The organism is Microbacterium mitrae, assembly GCF_008017445.1.
Classification (GTDB): Bacteria; Actinomycetota; Actinomycetes; order Actinomycetales; family Microbacteriaceae; genus Microbacterium; species Microbacterium mitrae.
The window spans coordinates 1,383,981-1,401,792 of record NZ_VRSW01000001.1 but is presented as its reverse complement, the minus strand read 5'-3'; the positions used below and the strand labels follow the sequence as shown (position 1 = coordinate 1,401,792).

12 protein-coding genes are annotated in these 17,812 nt (G+C 64.5%); 2 read left to right on the top strand and 10 right to left on the bottom strand.

The window, feature by feature from the left end; translation table 11 throughout:
* Nucleotides 1-174: 174 nt before the first annotated feature.
* Together FVP60_RS06400 and FVP60_RS06395 are read right to left on the bottom strand one after the other, a co-directional pair.
* On the bottom strand, nt 175-1,455 hold the full coding sequence (locus FVP60_RS06400) for an Rv2578c family radical SAM protein (protein WP_147825375.1): 1,281 nt from the start codon (nt 1,453-1,455) through the stop codon (nt 175-177).
* A gap of 78 nt (nt 1,456-1,533) precedes the next feature.
* Nucleotides 1,534-2,463, bottom strand: a complete 930-nt coding sequence (locus tag FVP60_RS06395; RefSeq protein WP_147825374.1) for a quinone oxidoreductase family protein — start codon at nt 2,461-2,463, stop codon at nt 1,534-1,536.
* Between the two features lie 98 nt (nt 2,464-2,561).
* On the opposite strand from FVP60_RS06395, the gene FVP60_RS06390 reads away from it, so the two are divergent.
* Entirely contained in the window at nt 2,562-3,500 is a 939-nt protein-coding gene (locus tag FVP60_RS06390; protein ID WP_147825373.1) for a M15 family metallopeptidase, read from the top strand.
* 157 nt (nt 3,501-3,657) lie between these two features.
* On the opposite strand, the gene FVP60_RS06385 is transcribed toward FVP60_RS06390, so the two are convergent.
* From FVP60_RS06385 to FVP60_RS06370, 4 genes are all read right to left on the bottom strand, one after another.
* On the bottom strand, nt 3,658-4,818 hold the full coding sequence (locus FVP60_RS06385) for an acyl-CoA dehydrogenase family protein (RefSeq protein WP_147825372.1): 1,161 nt from the start codon (nt 4,816-4,818) through the stop codon (nt 3,658-3,660).
* Between the two features lie 229 nt (nt 4,819-5,047).
* A complete protein-coding gene (locus tag FVP60_RS06380) occupies nt 5,048-5,881 on the bottom strand; it encodes an energy-coupling factor transporter transmembrane component T family protein (RefSeq protein WP_147825371.1) in 834 nt (277 codons plus the stop codon).
* Complete coding sequence (locus FVP60_RS06375; RefSeq protein ID WP_342779443.1) at nt 5,878-7,548, bottom strand: ABC transporter ATP-binding protein; 1,671 nt, start codon at nt 7,546-7,548, stop codon at nt 5,878-5,880. Before FVP60_RS06375 ends, FVP60_RS06380 begins: the two co-directional genes overlap by 4 nt.
* 168 nt (nt 7,549-7,716) lie before the next feature.
* Entirely contained in the window at nt 7,717-8,265 is a 549-nt protein-coding gene (locus FVP60_RS06370) for an ECF transporter S component (protein ID WP_147825369.1), read from the bottom strand.
* 132 nt (nt 8,266-8,397) lie between these two features.
* Between FVP60_RS06370 and FVP60_RS06365 the strand changes: the two genes are divergently transcribed.
* Nucleotides 8,398-11,946, top strand: coding sequence for a S8 family serine peptidase (locus tag FVP60_RS06365; RefSeq protein ID WP_187240581.1), 3,549 nt, complete (start codon nt 8,398-8,400; stop codon nt 11,944-11,946).
* Between the two features lie 93 nt (nt 11,947-12,039).
* On the opposite strand, the gene FVP60_RS06360 is transcribed toward FVP60_RS06365, so the two are convergent.
* The 4 genes from FVP60_RS06360 to recQ all read right to left on the bottom strand — a co-directional run bounded on the left by FVP60_RS06360 (nt 12,040) and on the right by recQ (nt 17,803).
* Entirely contained in the window at nt 12,040-13,044 is a 1,005-nt protein-coding gene (locus tag FVP60_RS06360) for a pirin family protein (RefSeq protein WP_147825367.1), read from the bottom strand.
* 14 nt (nt 13,045-13,058) lie between these two features.
* Nucleotides 13,059-13,370 (bottom strand): GNAT family N-acetyltransferase, encoded by a 312-nt coding sequence (locus tag FVP60_RS06355; protein WP_147825366.1) that lies wholly within the window; start codon nt 13,368-13,370, stop codon nt 13,059-13,061.
* 104 nt (nt 13,371-13,474) lie between these two features.
* Nucleotides 13,475-15,535, bottom strand: coding sequence for an acyl-CoA dehydrogenase family protein (locus FVP60_RS06350; protein ID WP_147825365.1), 2,061 nt, complete (start codon nt 15,533-15,535; stop codon nt 13,475-13,477).
* 228 nt (nt 15,536-15,763) lie between these two features.
* A complete protein-coding gene (gene recQ / locus FVP60_RS06345) occupies nt 15,764-17,803 on the bottom strand; it encodes a DNA helicase RecQ (RefSeq protein ID WP_222705892.1) in 2,040 nt (679 codons plus the stop codon).
* Nucleotides 17,804-17,812 lie beyond the last annotated feature (9 nt).

The window sequence follows — 17,812 nt, the reverse complement described above, 5'->3', positions numbered from 1 at the left end:
GCGCACGTGCCACCAAATGCGAACGGGTGGACGTACCCCAACCGACGCACGCCCCCGACGCGCGAGAAACGCGGACAAGCAGGGCTCGACAAGCGCTCTAATGCTCGACAAGCGCTCCAAGCAGTGGACCGCACGTCTTAGTCTCTCCGGATTAGACGCGTCTTAGTCTCCGGGTTAGAACAGCATCGACGGCCCCTGAGGTTGCGGCAGCAATCGTCCCGTCTTGCGCACCGGAGTCATGCCACTTCGACTCGACGCACGCCCCATGCCTGTTCGCGATCCCGCAGCTGCCGCGCCGATATCTCCTCCCGAGCCTGCGCCGACATCGCCTGCCGCGCCTGCACCACCGCCTCCCGCGCCTGCACCTGCCGACCCTGATCCCGCAACGCCCGTGCCATCCGCCGCCCCAAACTCAAGCGGCATCATCCCCCGCGCAGCCCCCGTCGCGGCGTTGGCGGCAGAACCCTGCCGCGCCGGTCGGACGCCGTAGTCGTCATCCTCAAACGCGGCCAGCCCGTGTGCGCGTATGAGGGGCCGAATGCGCCGACCCAACCATTGTCGGTACGCCTTCGGGGCGGCAGCCGTCATGCCGGGGTAAAGCCCGAGGTATGACGAGACCAGGTCAGGATGCTCGCGCTGCAACCACTGCATGAACCACGGCTTAACGCCGGGGCGCAAATGCAGTGCGCCCCACGTGACACCGCTCGCGCCCGCCGCTTTGATCTGGGCGAGGGCGTCATCCAGCGAATCCATCGAGTCGGTGAGATGCGGCATGATCGGCATGAGAAAGACCCGCACCCGAAAACCCGCCTCGACCGCCGCTCGCACCGTCGCCAACCGCGCCGCCGCCGTCGGTGTGCCGGGTTCGATGCTGTGCTGTAGTCGCTCGTCAAACACCGCAATCGACATCGCGATGGATACCGGAACCTCGCGCGCGGCATCGACCAACAGCGGAAGGTCCCGCCGCAGGAGGGTGCCCTTGGTCAAAATGGCCAGCGGGGTGCCGCTGGCTGCCAGCGCATCAATGATGCCGGGCATGAGGCCGTAACGGCCTTCTGCCCGCTGATACGGGTCGGTGTTCGTGCCGAGGTGAACGCGTTCGCGCCCCCACGAAGCGCGCGAAACCTCACGCTTGGTGACCTCGGCAATGTTCACCTTGACGACGACTTGATTGGCGAAATCTTCACCCGCATTTAGTTCGAGATACTCATGCGTGCCGCGAGCGAAGCAGTACACGCAGCCATGGGAGCAGCCTCGGTAGGGATTAATTGTCCAGTCGAACATCATGCGAGACGACGACGGCACGCGATTGAGCGCCGACCGCGCCAGTACCTCGTGAAAGGTGACGCTGGCAAACTCGGGCGTTGTCACTGAGCGCACAAAGCCGCTCAGTTGTTCCATACCGGGGAGGGCGTCGTCGTCGACGGCGCCGAGTTGTTGACCGTTCCATCGCATGGTTCCATAGAACACAGTTACGAAAGAATTGTCAATAACTCTAGAACAAAGAATCGAAAATTGGCGATACGGCGGAGGCTACGAGACGTGCAGCACGACCTTGCCCTGGGGATGTCCGGTCTCCAGCAATTCAAACGCGGCGACAACATCGGCGAGTTCGAACGAACGCGCCACTTCGTAGACGATCGCCCCCGTCGCGATATCGGCGGCAAGAGACGCGAGCATCGTCACATCGCGCGACGTTGTTGTCGTCGAGATGGCTCCGAATCGTTCGGCAACCTCGTCGCCAGCAATCGTCACCATCGCGCGCGCATTCACGTGCACCGCCGCGGCGAGCGTCTCCTCGCCGACAGTGTCGTACACCGCGGCTAGGGTGTCGTCACCCAGAGCGGAGGCCAGACGTGAACCCAATCCATCGCCGTATTCGATCGGTTCCACACCCAGCGCGCGCGCGCGATCAAAATTGCGGGCGCTCACGGTGCCGAGCACACGAAGCCCCTGCCTCACACCCCATTGCGCAACGAGCGAGCCGACCATTCCCGTCGCGCCCGACACCAGAATCGTGCCGGAAGCTGGCAACGCGAGCGCGTGCACGAGCGCATTCGCCGCAAACGCTGGCGTCGCCAGCGAACCCGCCTTCTCAAACGACAGCCCCTGCGGTACGCGCACCATATTTACCGCGCGCACCACCACAAACTGGCGCATGGTGTTCACTCCCCAACCGAACACCGCATCGCCAACCTGCACAGCGGTTCCGTCTGCATAGACGGCGCCCGCGCCCACAGCCGACACCACGCCTGCGACGTCGCCGCCGATTCCGCGCGGAAAGTCCGCATTTCGCGGCGAACGCCCCGAAAGCACCTTCGCGTCGTAGGGGTTGATTCCGACGTCCCGCACCTCAAGGAGCACTCGTTCGTCGCCCGGAACCGGGGTGGGAACCTCGGCGAGGTGAAGAACAGTGGGGGCGCCGACCTCGTCGTAGAGCACGGCTTTCTGCAGAGACGTCATGCATTGATCATGTCATCGTCAAACGTCGCACGGAATGGGTACGCTGGCATGTACCCTGTGTCACCCGAAGACGCACGGCGTGATCTTGAAATAACGAAATGCATTCCGTACTCCCCGCTGCCCGCCACCATGCGCGATCACGTCGCGCATTCATTGTGGTGGCCGCCGTCGGGCTTGCGGCCGCCATTTTCGGCATCGCGATCGGCATGGCCGCCCGCCCGACTGCTGCGCAAGATGTGTCGACACAGTCGCCACCCAAGCCGACGAGTGTCGTGAGCCTCCCGGTTCCGCAGCTCACCGCGGTCCCCGCCACCGCCTTCGTTTGCTCGCTGCCGTCAATGACCGAAGCGCTGGCAACCGCCAATGTTTCGAGCGTGATTTCGGCGGCCGGAGGGGTGGAGCAGTTCCGGCGCGCCGTGGTGCTCGGAACCCACAAGTGCCTCCTGCCCGACGACCCCGCGAGCGTATGGTTTGTGGTCAACAAGGCCCGGCCCTTCCCTGACACCACCTGGTGGCCGACCGATCTCACTCAACCCGTCACCCGACCCGCCGGCTCGCCACAGTTGCGGGCGGAGGCTGCGGCCGCATTCGACGCCATGGTCATCGCCGCGCAAAACGAGGGCGCAGGGGCGATTGGGCTTAATAGCGGGTTCCGCTCGTACGCCACGCAGGCGGCCTCCTACGAATCACAGGTCGACGCCGCAGGCCAGACTGAGGCCGACCATCAGAGCGCCCGCCCCGGCCACAGCGAACACCAGACCGGCCTGACGGCTGACGTCGTCCCGTGCGACACGAGTTGCGGAACCCTGGATGACTTCGGTGCATCAGCGCAGGGTGCCTGGGTGGCGGAGAACGCGTGGCGCTTCGGCTGGATCACCCGCTACGAAGAGGGCTCCACGGGCATCACCGGCTACACCGCAGAGCCCTGGCATCTGCGCTACATCGGCGTCGAACTGGCAACGCTCTATCACGAGGGCGGCTACCGCACCCTCGAAGAGTTCTTCGGTCTCCCCGCCGCCCCCGACTACGTCGGCTGAGCCGGAACCACGGAACCCCGGAACCCCTGGAACCCCGGAACCCCTGGAACCCCGGAACACCGGGTGCCGCGTAGCGAGCGGAACCACGGAGGCCCGGAACCAGAAACGCCGAAGCGGGCCCGGCCATCGGCCGAACCCGCTTCGGTCTTGGAACGAATTAGCTCTTTGCGAGCTGGCGTCCAACGATCTCGCGCATGATCTCGTTGGTTCCGCCGTAGATGCGGTGCACACGAGCGTCAAGGAAGGCGCGGGCGATGTTGTACTCGGTGATGTAGCCATAGCCACCGTGTAGCTGTACGCCCTGGTCGAGAACTTCCCACTCGCGCTCGGTTGCCCAGATCTTCACCTTGGCGGCCTCTTCTGCGGTGAGCTTCTGCTCGCCGTAGAGCTCGATAGCGCGGTCAACATAGGCCCACAGCGACTCAACGGTGATCTGCATGTCGGCGAGGCGGAACATGGTGTTCTGGAAGCCAACGATGGGCTGGCCGAAGGCCTCACGGCTCTTGGTGTACTCCAAAGTCCAGAGGAATCCGGCCTCGGCAGCAGCAGCGGCGGCGACACCGATCGAGAGGCGCTCCAGCGGCAGGTTGCGCATCAGCTGCACGAAGCCGTGACCCTCAGCGCCACCGATCAGGTTCTCTTCCGGAACGAACACGTCAGAGAACGAGAGCTCCGCGGTGTCGTGACCGTGAAAGCCCATCTTGTTGAGCTTCTTGCCGTGGTCAAAGCCCTCCATGCCGTTCTCGATGAGAATCAGCGAGAACGCGTCGGGGCGGTTGCCCTCACCCGTCTTCACAAACGTGACGACGACGTCGGCGGTGGCGCCCGAGGAGATGAACGTCTTAGCGCCATTGACGATGTAGCCGCCGTCAACCTTCTTCGCCGTCGTCTTGATGCCACGCAGGTCGCTACCAGCGCCGGGTTCGGTCATGGCAAGTGCGCCAATGATTTCACCCGTCGCCATGCCTGGCAGCCACTTCTGCTTCTGTGCATCGGTGCCGAAGTGCGCGAGATACGGCACGGCCAGGTCATCTTGAATGCCGAAGGCGCCGGCGAGTGAGCCGAGGCCTGCGCGAATCGTCTCTTCGTTCACGATGGTGCGGAACCGGTAGTCCTGCAGCATGCCGGCGCCGCCGAACTCTTCCGGCACCGACAGGCCGATGATGCCAGACTCGCCAGCGGCGAGCATGGTCTCGCGGTCGACCTCGCCGTTCGCCTCCCAGCGCTCGCGTGCCTCATTGGTTCCGAAGCGCTTGACGAATTCCTTCACGACGTCGCGGAACGCCTCGTGGTCTTCATCGAAAATCTTGCGGTCCATCCCAGATCCTTCCTGAAAAGCTGCAGCGGCGTCAGCGCCGCATGCCGAAATTCTACGGCGATCGGAGGTCGAAAGACAGGGCTATGTGGAATCCCGTGTCAAACTCTGTGAAACTCAGTGCCACCGTTTGTAGGGTCGCGCAACGACTGTCAGGTGCCGTTCAGAACCACGCGCCGCAGAGCGCCAGAACCATGCGCGCCGGAGCGCCAGAACCACGCGCGCCCGAGCGTCAAGACCACGGGTAGCAGAGCGCGAAGATCGCGACGGTGACGGCAAGCGAGATGCCGACAAACCAGAAGTCGCGAGCACGCAACGGAACCTCGTGGCGCTCGGTACGCGTCGCATGCGCTCCGAAGGCGCGCGAGTCCATGGCCAGCGCCACCCGTTCCGCGTGCCGAATCGCGCCCGCCATGAGGGGCAAGATGTAGCCCCACCCGCGGGCGAGAGCAACGAAGGGCCCCCGTCCGCCGTGGCGGCCGCGCACCCGATGCGCGGAGCGAATGATCGACAGTTCGTGCTTGAATCGCGGCACGAAACGGTATGCGGCAAGCGCCGTGTAGCCGATGCGATACGGCAGCTTGAGGTACTGCACCGCAGTGCGCACCAGATCCGGCCCTGCGGTCGTGACGCCGGCGATGAGGGAGACCGCGATGATGGCCGCCAATCGCAGTGCGGCGGCGAATCCCTGCTCAATCGCACCGGTTGTCACCACAATCGAGCCCAGCGAGAACACCGTGGAGCCGCCCACGGCCGTGGCGTCCATCCACAGCGTCAGCCCGGCGCCGGTCACCAGGACCGCGAGCGGAAATGCCACGAATAGCGTGAGCGCGAGGGCGCGCGTCATGCGGGCTCCGGTAAGCAGCACGAGATATGACAGCACCAAGAAGGCGAGCGGGGTGTCAAGGTCGCGCACAAACAGCAGGGCCAGCGCCGGAACCACGGGCGCGGCGAGCTTGGCGAGTGGATTGATGTGGTGCAGATAGCGCCATCGAGGAGCGGGGCGCGAGGTCTGAAATGCGTCGAGAGAGCCCGTCGAGTAGGCGGTCGGGGCAGGAGCCGTCATGCGCTCGCTCCGGAACCCACGAGGTCAGAAATGCGCCACACATCGGCGTAGTCGGCGCGCGACTGCATGGCGCGCTGCACGGGAGGCACGCGCAACCCGCCAGCCACCAGGGCCTGCGGATTCGCCCACACCTCTCGCGTGGTTCCGCTCGCCAACACCCGGCCACCGGACAGCGCAATGGTGTGCGTCGAATAGTCGGCGACCAGCTGCATGTCGTGCGTGACGACGACAATCGTGGTTCCGTCGTCTTGCAGTTCGCGCAGCAGATCAAGCAGCTCGTGCGCCCGCGCGCGATCCTGACCGAAGGTGGGCTCATCAAGCGCGAGAATTCGGGCCCCGGAGAGCAGGGCGGTTCCCACCGACAGGCGGCGCTTTTGCCCGCCAGAGAGCAAGAACGGGTGCATTTCGGCCTTGTCGGCAAGGCCGAACCGCTCGAGCATGGCGTTGGTGCGCTCGCGAACCTCGGCCTCGGGGCGCTTGCGGGCACGAAGTTCATACGCGAGCTCGTCAAACACCGTCGAGGTCATGAACTGGTGCTCGGGGTTTTGAAACACAAAACCGATGCGGTCGGCGATCAGACGCGCGCGAGCCTTCGCCGGGTCGATACCCGCGATCGATACGACATGCTTCGGCGGGCGCATCACGCCGCACATCAGCTGCAGCAGCGTGGTCTTGCCTGCGCCATTCGCGCCGACAATCGCTGTGAATGACCCTTCGACGACGTCGAGCGAAACGTCCGAGAGTACGTCGCGCCCGCCGCGCTCAAACGTGAGGTGGCTGATGCTCGCGACGAGCGGGGCAGTGGAACCAGGGATGCTCGTGTTGAGGGCACCCCCGACGCGCGCCGGGAGGGCTGATGCGAATTCGGCGGCCGTGAGTGGCAGCGGGTCAACGTCAATGCCGTGCGATCGCAACGCGAGAGCGGCCAGTGTCGCCTCCGGCAGCCACACCCCCAACTCATTAAGTTCATGCGCCCTTCGGCGCAGCACCTGCTCCGTGGTTCCGTCGTGCGCGACGCGGCCATCGGCGTCGAGCACGAGCACCCGATTGACAAAGCCCATCGCGGCGTCGAGGTTGTGTTCGACGAGCACAATCGCCTGCTCGCCGTCGGCGACCAGCTCGGCGAGAGCGGCGTAAACCTCGTCGATGCCCTGCGGATCAAGGTTGGCGGTGGGCTCGTCCAGCACGAGAACCTTTGACCCCATGGCCAGCGCACAGGCGATGGCGAGGCGCTGGCGTCCGCCGCCTGAAAGCTCGTCGGGGTTCGCGCGGCGCCGATCCCACAGCCCCACCTTGCGCAAGGCGCTCTCAACGCGGGTGTGAATTTCCGGCACGGCCAGCAGCAGGTTTTCCAGCCCAAAGGCGACCTCGTCGTACACCGATCCGGTGACCAGCTGCGCGTCAGGATCCTGAAAAACCATTGCAACGTGGGGCGAAAGTTGCGCGGGTCCCGCCGTCGGCGCGGTCAGGCCGTCGATTTCGACGGTGCCCGAGATTTTTGCCGGGATGTCATGCGGAATCAGCCCGTTGAGGGCAAGGGTCAGCGTTGACTTGCCGGCGCCACTGGGCCCCAGGATCAGCAAAACGTCGCCGCGGAAGATGTCGAAGCTCACGTCGTTCGGCGCGGGCGCCGGATTTCCGGTGTGCGTGATCGACAAGTTTCGCACGCGCATCAGGGGCGCAGGTATCGCGGAATCGTCGGGCACAGGCATCTCGGGAAGAAAAGGAAGGGGACCCTTACACGCTAGTCGCCCCACATGTGAGCCGCCACCACAGCCCGCCTAAATAAATAGGTATGCCGAGTGCCTCGAGAAGCGCGCGGCACCTCGTCGCGTCTAGCTCAGGGTGCGAGCCAACCCCGCCTTGCGCATGGAACGGCCGATGAGGATGCCGACATACGTCCACAGCATCGCGCCAGCGACATAGACGCCCACCGACAGGAGGGCGAGCGGCACGCCAAACTTGTTGATGCCGATGCCGAGGCCGGCGGTAAGTCCCAGCAGCAGGCCAAGAATGGCGCCGCCGGTCAGCATGTATTTTGTGGTCCATTTGCGGTAGCGGCCGATCGCGGTCCAGCCCTCTTGAACGCCGCCCATGATCACCACGGCACCGAGATAGCTCAGGAACCATTGCGGGCTGAGGGGGAGGGCGACGAGCGCGGCCAGCAAATGGGTGATGAGTGCCACCCACGGCGCTCGCAGCATTTCTTGCGCGACAATGCCCGGAAGCAGGTGCATGCTCAGCACCAAGCCATACAGAATCGGCATACTCGCAACTACCGGAATTGTCAGGTATCCCGCAAATGCCGAAATAATTCCAGTGCCAACGGCAATGGCAGCGCAGATCAGCAAAATGCGTGTTGAGAGCGGGGATCGGGTGGTCACTTTGCCAGTCTACCGATCAATAGATTCATGAGATATCTCTCATCACCCCTTATGAATTAGCTGATAAAAAGCTAGGTTGGTCGGCGGACTGGCTTTTCGGCTTGATCTGTTGTGCTTCGAAGGAGAATGTCTATGGAAGGTCGTTTCGGCCTTAAGGCGGGGGCTGTCGTCACATTCGCGGCTCTCATAGCCTGTACATCCGCAGCAACAACCAGCTTCGCGGCGGAGCCGACGGAGGTGAGTATCCCGACGCCGCAGAATCTCGAAGATGGTCGTTACATCGTTCTTCTTGACGACGCACCTGCCGCCACCTACGAAGGTGGCGAAGCAGGCCTCACGGCAACCAAGCCGGCCGAGGGCGACAAGCTTGACGCGACGACCGACGCTGTCGTTGAGTACTCGTCACACCTTGAGAACCTTCAGGACGAAGTCGCCGCAGAAGTTGGCGCCACCCCTGACGCGAATCTCACCATCACGTTGAACGCCTTCACGGCGAACCTCACGGCATCGCAGGCAAAGCAGCTTGCGGCCACGAATGGTGTGTCTGCTGTCGTTCCGGATGAGATTCTGCACCCCACGGCTGTGCCGTCGACCGAATTCCTCGGTCTTGAGGGCGATAACGGTGTCTGGGAGACGTACGCGGGAGGCCCAGAGGGCGCTGGGGAAGGCGTCGTTGTGGGTGTCATTGACACCGGTATCGCGCCGGAGAACCCCTCCTTCGCCGGTGAGCCACTGGGCACGACGTCCGGTGCTACCCCGTACCTTGAGGGCAACACGGTCGTGTTCAACAAGGCTGACGGTGGCCAGTTCCGCTCTGACCGCGTCACCGGTGACCAGTGGAACCTAAACGACTACTCTACGAAGCTCATCGCTGCGCACTACTTCAGCGCGGGCGCTGCCGCTTCTGGCTTTGACTTCCAGTGGGACATCCTGTCGCCGCGTGACGGCGCCGGTCACGGCTCCCACACGGCAAGCACCGCGGCTGGTAACTACAACGTCGAGACGACGGTGAGCGGCCTCGACTTCGGCCCGATCTCTGGTGTTGCTCCGGCAGCCAAGATCGCCTCTTACAAGACCTGCTACGAGGGTCAGGACCCGGCTGTCACCACCGACGACATCTGTGCCGGCTCTGACCTTCTCGCCGCAATCGACAGGGCAACGAAGGATGGCGTTGACGTCATCAACTTCTCCATCGGTGGCGGCGCCGCAACGACGGTGTGGGATGCGCTTGACCAGGCATTCTTCAACGCAGCAACCGCTGGTATCTTCGTTTCGGCTTCGGCTGGTAACTCGGGCCCCGACTACGTCACCGCTGACCACGCATCGCCGTGGTACACCACGGTGGCAGCATCGACCATCCCGACCTACGAGGGAACCGTTGTTGGCGAGGGCTTCGAAGCTCCCGGCGCTACCGTTTCGGTTCCGCAGGGCGGCGAGGTTACGGGCGACGCAATCTACGCTGGCGATGTCGCAGCATCGGGTGCCACGGCAGCCAACGCGGCACTCTGCTTGCCGAACACGCTTGACGCCTCGCTGGTAGCGGGCAAGATCGTGGTCTGTGACCGCGGAAGCAACGCGCGCGTTGACAAGAGCGCGAACGTTCAGGCGGCCGGTGGCATCGGTATGGTGCTGGTCAATGTTGGTCCGGGCTCGCTCGACACTGACATGCACTCCGTACCTACCGTGCACATCGCTGACACGTACCGCGCCGACCTGCTGGCAACGATCACCGAGACTCCGGAGATCACGCTGCTGCCGCAGAACATCACCGACTTCGTGACTCCGGTTCCGCAGATCGCGGGCTTCTCGAGCCGTGGCCCGATGATGGCTGATGGTAGCGACATTCTGAAGCCAGACATTGCCGCACCCGGTGTCAACATCCTTGCCGCTGTCAACAACGTTGAAGACGCAGCACCGCAGTGGGGCCTGATGTCGGGTACCTCGATGGCAGCACCGCACATTGCCGGTCTTGCCGCGCTGTACCTCGGCGAGCGCCCGCAGGCAACGCCGGGTGAGATCAAGTCGGCTCTCATGACGACGGCGTACGACACCGTCGACAGCGAAGATGCATCCAACCCCGACCCGTTTGCACAGGGTGCAGGTCAGGTTGACGCAAAGCTCTACTTCAACGCGGGTCTGCTGTATCTGAACGGCCCTGCTGACTGGGCTGCGTACCTTGAGGGCAAGGGTCTGTACGAGTTCGACGGCGTTGAGCCGATCGACGGTAGCGACCTCAACCTGGCTTCGATCTCGATCGGAAGCCTTGCCGGACCGCAGACCGTGACGCGTACCGTTACGGCTCAGACGGCTGGAACGTACGAGGCAACGATCGACGTACCCGGTGTGACCACGGTCGTTGAACCGTCGAGCATCACGCTCGCAGCGGGTGAGTCGGCAACGTTCACGGTTTCGTTCGAGAACGCAACGGCACCCACCGAGCAGTGGGCAACGGGCTTCCTCACGTGGAGCAGCGACACCATCGACGTTCGTTCGCCGATCGCTGTCTTCCCGACCGCCGCTGACGCGCCCCTCGAGCTTTACGGCGAGGGCGTTGAGGGTGTTATCGACTACTCGATCACTCCTGGTTACGACGGTGAACTTCCGCTGAACCTGTCGGGCCTGACCCCGTACGTTCTGCACGAAGACACGGACAACCCGGTTCCCGGTCACTCGGGTAACCAGGACTCCGGTGACGCGGATGGCGAGATCGGCTTCATCCTCGAGGTTCAGGAGGGCGCAGAGCTCGCCCGCATTGATCTCGACTCCTCGGACGACGCTGGTAGCGACCTTGACCTCACGGTCTACCACCTGGTGAGCCCAACCTCTTACGACAAGAAGTATGACGCTCAGACGGGCTCGGCTGACGAGCAGGTCACCATCCACGCGCCCGCCGCGGGCACGTACTTCATCCTCGTCGACATGTACTCGGTTTCCGGACCGATGACGTGGGACCTCACCACCGCTGTTGTTGACGGTGCTGCCGACGGCGCCCTGACCGCGACGCCGAACCCGGTTGCCGCAACCAAGGGTGTCTCGACGCCGGTATCGCTGAGCTGGGCTGGCCTGGAGAACGACCAGCGTTACCTCGGTTACGTACAGTACGGCGACTCCGCTGTCAGCACAATCGTGACGGTTGACGCTGGTGCCGCGGCTCCGGCAAACACCGCCGCTCCCGTGCTCTCCGGCTCGGGTGTTGCGGGCGAGACCCTCACGGTCACGCCGGGCGAGTGGGACCAGGATGGTCTGACCTTCAAGTACGAGTGGCTGAAGAACGGCGAAGCCATCGCCGTTGCCGACGCCCCCGCCGGTGTCAACGCCGTGGTTCCGCCTGATGCAACAGACAGCAGCACGTACACGCCGACCGCAGCAGACGTGGGCGCAACCATCTCGGTTCGCGTTTACGCCAGCGCTGAGGGCAACCCCAACGCGGGAACGGCAGACTCGAACGGAATCGTCATCACGGCGGCTCCGACGACGAGCCCGACGCCGACGGTTGACCCGACCGACCCGACCAACCCGACTGTCGCGCCGACCACGGCTCCGACGACGCCGGGTGCAGGCGGACTCCCGGTCACGGGTGCCCCCGACGCAACGCTTCCGTTGCTCGTCGGATTCCTGATCGTGGCCCTGGGTGGTGCAGCGTTCGTCATCGGACGCAAGCGCCGCGCACACGCTGAGTAATCCATAACAAAGCATCCCCCGGCTGGAACCTTCCAGCCGGGGGATGCTTGTTTATGCGGGTCGAGCGTAACGCCCAAGCGCAAGCGCAAGCTGTTAGGTCAGATCGCGGTACACGCGCTTACGTGGCGTCAGGCGCACATTCGGCAGCGGCGGCGCGGGAATCCACTCGTCGCCATGGCCGACAACGTGACCGAATCGGGCACTGCGTGCCGCCCAGTCTTCTTGCGCCTGCGCGATTTCTTCATGGCTGCGACCGACAAAGTTCCACCACATCACGAGGTCTGCCTCAAACGGCTCGCCACCGATGAGAAACACCACAGTTTCGTGCTCCGCGGTGATCATCACGCTGGTGCGATGAATGCCCAGGTACAGCAATTGTTCCGGAGCAAGATCCGTTTCGGGGTTCGCTGCCACGGTCGCCGCCCCTTCAACCACGAGCACCGCATGCTCCCAGTCGGCAAGAAGCGGAACCTCGACGCTGTGTCCGGCGGGAATGGTGATCTCCGCGCCGACGAGGGGTGTGTAGACGGTGGCGGGGGATTTCACGCCAGCGAGTTCACCCAGCACCACGGTCGCCGCGACGGTCGTATCTGCGCCCGTCGCATTGTTGTGTGCCTTCAGCGGGGCCGTTGGCAGGTCGATGATCTGCTCAAAGGCGGGGTCGCCCCACCGCCTGCTGTCTGGCAGCGCTATCCAAAACTGCAGGGCGTCAAGGTCGATCGGGGCGTCGGTGATGGAGTATTCCGAGTGCGAAATCCCCACCCCGGCCGTCATCAGATTGAGCGCGCCGCGCGTGATGTTGACGTCGTTGCCGATGCTGTCGCGATGACGAATCTCCCCGGCGTATGGCCAGGTCACGGTCTGCAATCCAATGTGCGGGTGCGGTTCCACGCGCATCATGGTGCGCTGTGGGCCGAAGCGATCCAGAAAGCACCAGGCGCCGACGGTCGGCAACGGCCGCTGCGGCAGCGCGCGATGCACGCTCATGCCGCGGATGCCGCCGAGTGGAACCTCGCGAGCGTCGTAGAGTTCGACGCGTGGCCCGGCGCACTTCTCGGCTGGCTCGCTGGGCTGAACCTCCGCGTCGAGGCGAGTCATTCTTGCCCGCGAGGTCAACAAACGGTCAGGCCGGGAACGTCGTGCGTGCGCAGGTACTTTGCGACGAACGGGCACACCGGAACCACGGTCTCGCCACGCGCGGCCGCATCGGCCATTGCGTCGGCCACGAGGGTGGAGCCGAGCCCTCGGCCACCAAAGGCCGGGTCAATTTCGGTGTGCGGGAAGATAAAGACGCCATCGCGTTCTTTGAACTCCGTGTAGCCGGCAACCTCATCGCCAACGAGAATCTCGTAGCGACCGGCCGCGTCATTGCGACGAACCGTCACCGGTTCGCCTTCGTTCGTGGTGGTGAATTCGTCCGTCATGGTGCCTCCTCGTACAGGTGTGACCCCATCGTGCCACGCCAACAACGGCTTCGGGCCCGTCACCGCACAATTGGCGGCAACGGGCCCGAACAACGCGTCGAAAGCTAATTGGCGTTCTTCAGCGCCTTTTCGTCGATCGGCATCTCACCCGAGGCGCGCAGCGCGTCGTAGTAGGCGCGAGCCTCCTGCTGGCGCTCGGCTTCAATTCCGCTGGAGATCGGTGCCCGCAGGTGGTCTTGCTCATAACCGAACGCGTCGACGAGGTCGAGGGCGTGCGGACGCAAGCGCACCAGCAGTCGCTGAATGTAGCGAGAAACGGAACCAGCGCGCTGCGCAGAGAGGCGGCCGTTGATGAGGTACCACGAGAGGTGCTTTTCAATCAGTCCCAGGCCAAACAGGTCGCGTAGCCACGTCAGCACCTCTTTGGTTCCGTCGTCCGTCACCCGCAGCACGGCGTCGGTGAACGCCTCCCACTGCAACAGCTCGCCGTGGGCGCGCGCCGCGTCAATGAGATCGACCTGAACCTCGTTGAACAGCGCGGCAGCATCGGCGGGGGCCATCTTGCTGGCCGGGCGCAGACGCATAGCCACGTCGGCCACCATGCTCTGCACTCGATCGCTCAGCAGGTCGTGCTGCTGGTCGGCGCGCAGGCCATTCTCAACCGAACGGGCGGTGGAGCCGAGGTCGGCGACCGTCTGACCGAGCGCACGCAGGCCCGCGCCGTGAAACACGCGATCCGCCGCCTGACCAACGGCGAACGCTGCAAGCTGCGCGGCATCCTTACCCTTGAACTGGTTGGCGTAGTCCTTCAGCAGGCGCTTGCCAACGAGCTGCAACAGAATGTTGTTGTCGCCCTCGAACGTGGCGTACACGTCGAGGTCTTGGCGGAGGCCAACGAAGCGGTTCGCGAACATGAAGCCCGAACCACCGCACGCTTCGCGCGCCTCTTGCAGCGTGTCGAGGCCATGCCAGGTCGACAGCGGCTTAAGCGCGGCGGCCAGCGTTTCCAGATCTTCACGATCGTCGTCGCTGCCAGCCTTGCCGCTGAACACGGCGTCAAACTTCACCAGAATCTCGTCGTGCGCGATGATCGACGCGTACGTCGTCGCCAGGCGCGTCAGCAGACGGTGCTGGTGCTTGCCGTAGTCCATCAGCACGACCTCATCGGTTCCGGCGCCCTGGTCAAACTGACGGCGCTGTGTGCCGTAGACAATCGCGATGTTGAGAGCCATGGCCGCGGCCCACGACGATGCGCCGTCGAGCGACACTCGGCCCTGCACGAGCGCGCCGAGCATCGTGAAGAAGCGGCGCCCGGGGCTGGCAATGGGGGAGGTGTAAGAACCATCGGCGGCGACATCGCCGTATTTGTTGAGTAGGTTGGTGCGCGGAACACGCACGTTCGTGAAGTGCAAGCGCCCGTTGTCGATGCCGTTCAGGCCACCCTTGAGGCCATCATCTTCACCGCCGACGCCCTCAAGGAAGTTGCCGTTCTCATCGCGGATCGGCACGTAGAAGCAGTGCACGCCGTGGTTTACGCCGTTCGTGATGAGCTGGGCGAACACGGTCGCGGCGATACCGTGCAGGGCGGCGTTGCCGAGATAATCCTTCCAAGCGCCGCGGAACGGCGTGTGAATGACAAACTCTTCGGTCTCCGGGTCATACGTCGCCGTGGTTCCAACCGCCGCAACGTCAGAGCCGTGACCGATTTCGGTCATCGCGAACGCGCCAGGAATCGACAGGTCAAGTACGCCGGGCAACCACTTGTTGTGGTGCTCTTCGGTGCCGAGGTGCAAAATCGCCGAGCCAAACAGGCCCCACTGCACGCCAGCCTTGATCTGCATGCTGGGGTCGCCCGTGAGCAACTCTTCGAAGGCGGCGATGCTGCCGCCGTGGTTGTCTTCGCCGCCAAACGCGACGGGGTAGGCGCGCGCGATGGCGTTGTTTTCTACCAGCAGGTGCAGCTGGCTCAATACGCGCTCGCGGTGCTCATCCATGCCGAGGCCGTCAACGCGCCAGAACGCCGGGTCTTTCATGAGGGCACGCGCGGTGCGACGCTCTGCCGCCCACGTTCCCATCAGGATGTCGGTAACCGCGGGCACATCAATGCGCGGCTCGTCGCCGGGGTGCGCGGCACCGGTGGCCGTGGTGACTTCAGAATTCGTCATGACTCTCCTAGGCATTACACGGGGATGAGTACGACCGTAGATGAGCCACAATGAAGCATCCAACCGTTTAGAGGTCATCCACAACGAGTCGGGGCGCCCGGGCGTGCCTCGGTTGTGCCCGCCCCACACCGCTTAGGCGCGCAGGCCACGGAACGGTCAGGGCGGCACGTTTCGTCTCGCCGCGCTCGCTCAACGGGCCGGGCTGCGGGGCAAACCCGCCCGTGGGTGTCAGGCGGTGGCGGCGATGACGGCCAGCACGCCCTCGCCGTACGACTCTTTCTTCTTCGCGCCGATGCCGGTGATCGCATCCAACGCCGCCATGGTCGAGGGGCGAACATCAGCCAGCGCGCGCAGCGTGGCGTCGCCAAACACGATGTACGCGGGCACCCCCTGCTCGCGCGCCTGCTCGGCGCGCCAAGCACGCAGCGCCTCGAAGAGGTCGCGGTCGCCGTCGGCGACACTTTCGCTCGCGCGGGCCTTGCGAACGCCGGAACCAGAGGTGCGGCCCAAAACATCCTTGCGCAGCAGCACGGTGCGTTCACCGCGCAACACCGCGCCGCTCGCCTCGGTAATGCCGAGAGTTCCGTACTCCCCCTGCGACGCAATGAGATCTTGGGCGAGGAGCTGGCGCACGACGCTTCGCCAATCGGCGTCGGTGAGATCGGCGCCCAGCCCGTAGGTGGAGAGCTCGGTGTGACGCTGCCCGCGAATGCGCTCGGTCGAAGCGCCACGCAAAATGTCGATCAGGTGGCCAGCACCGAACGACTGATTGCGCTCTCGCTTCAGCCTCACAATCGTCGACAGCAGTTTTTGCGCGGCAATGGTTCCGTCAAACGTCTCCGGCTGCTCCAGGCACGTGTCACAGTTGCCGCAGGGCGCGGACTCCTCGCCAAAATAGCCGAGCAGGTTCTGCCTGCGGCACTGCACGGTTTCGCACAGCGCAAGCATGGCGTCGAGGTGCTGCTGTTGGCGCTGCTTGTGGGCACGGTCGCCGTCGCCCTGATCAATCAGGCGGCGCTGCTGCACCACATCTCCCAGCCCGTAGGCCATCCACGCGATCGCGGGCTCACCGTCGCGGCCCGCGCGCCCCGTCTCCTGGTAGTAGCCCTCCACAGATTTCGGCAGGTCAATGTGGGCAACAAAGCGCACGTCGGGCTTGTCGATGCCCATGCCAAACGCGATGGTTGCCACCATCACCACGCCGTCTTCGCGCAAGAATCGCGACTGGTGGCGCGCACGCACGTCGGCGGGCAACCCGGCGTGATACGCGAGCGCGTCGATTCCCTGCGCACGCAAATGCTCGGCCGTTTGTTCCACCTGTTTGCGGCTCAGCGCGTAGACGATGCCGACGACGCCCTCCGGCTGTGAGCGAATAAACGACACCAGCTGCTTGCGCGCGTCGGTTTTGGCGGCGATCCGGTACTGAATGTTGGGGCGGTCAAAGCTGCAGACGAAGTGGGCGGCCGCCGCCAGGTGCAGCCGCTCGGTGATTTCGGCGTGCGTCGCCCGGGTGGCGGTGGCGGTCAATGCCATGCGCGGAACCCCGGGGAACGTTTCGCCCAGATCGCCCAGGGCGAGGTAGTCGGGGCGGAAGTCGTGGCCCCACTGCGAGACACAGTGTGCCTCATCGATCGCGATAACGCTCAGCGTTCCTTGTGCGATGAGGGCGCGGGTCGCGGGATTGGAAAGGCGCTCCGGCGCAACGTAGAGAAGGTCGAGTTCGCCCGCGAGGTATGCGCGTTCGGTGGCGGCGCGCTGCGCGGCTGACTGCGTGGAGTTGAGGTACGCGGCCTTGACACCGTTGGCGAGGAGCGCGTCGACCTGGTCATGCATCAGCGCGATGAGAGGCGAGACGACGAGTCCGGTGCCCTCTCTGACGAGCGCCGGAACCTGGTAGCACACCGACTTGCCGCCGCCGGTCGGCATGAGCACGATGGCATCGCCGCCAGCGACGACCTGGTCGATCGCTGCCGCCTGATCGCCGCGAAATGCGTCGTAGCCGTAGACCGCGCGCAACGCCTCCAGCGGCGTCGCGTATTGCGAAGGGCGCACACCTCGCGCCTGAGGTGCGGCGGGTGGGGCGGCGTAGTCGGCGCGCGGCGGCGGGTAGCCGCCAGCAAAGTCGAGTTCGCCGGGCGGCTCGGCGTACGGGTCGAACGGCACGTCGTCATACGGGTCGTATCCGGGCTCATCAGACGGATCAAACGGCACGTCTGCGTAGGGGTCGGCCGCGCCGCGAGGGGAGGAGAAGGATCCGGAAGTTGCCACCTGCTCGAG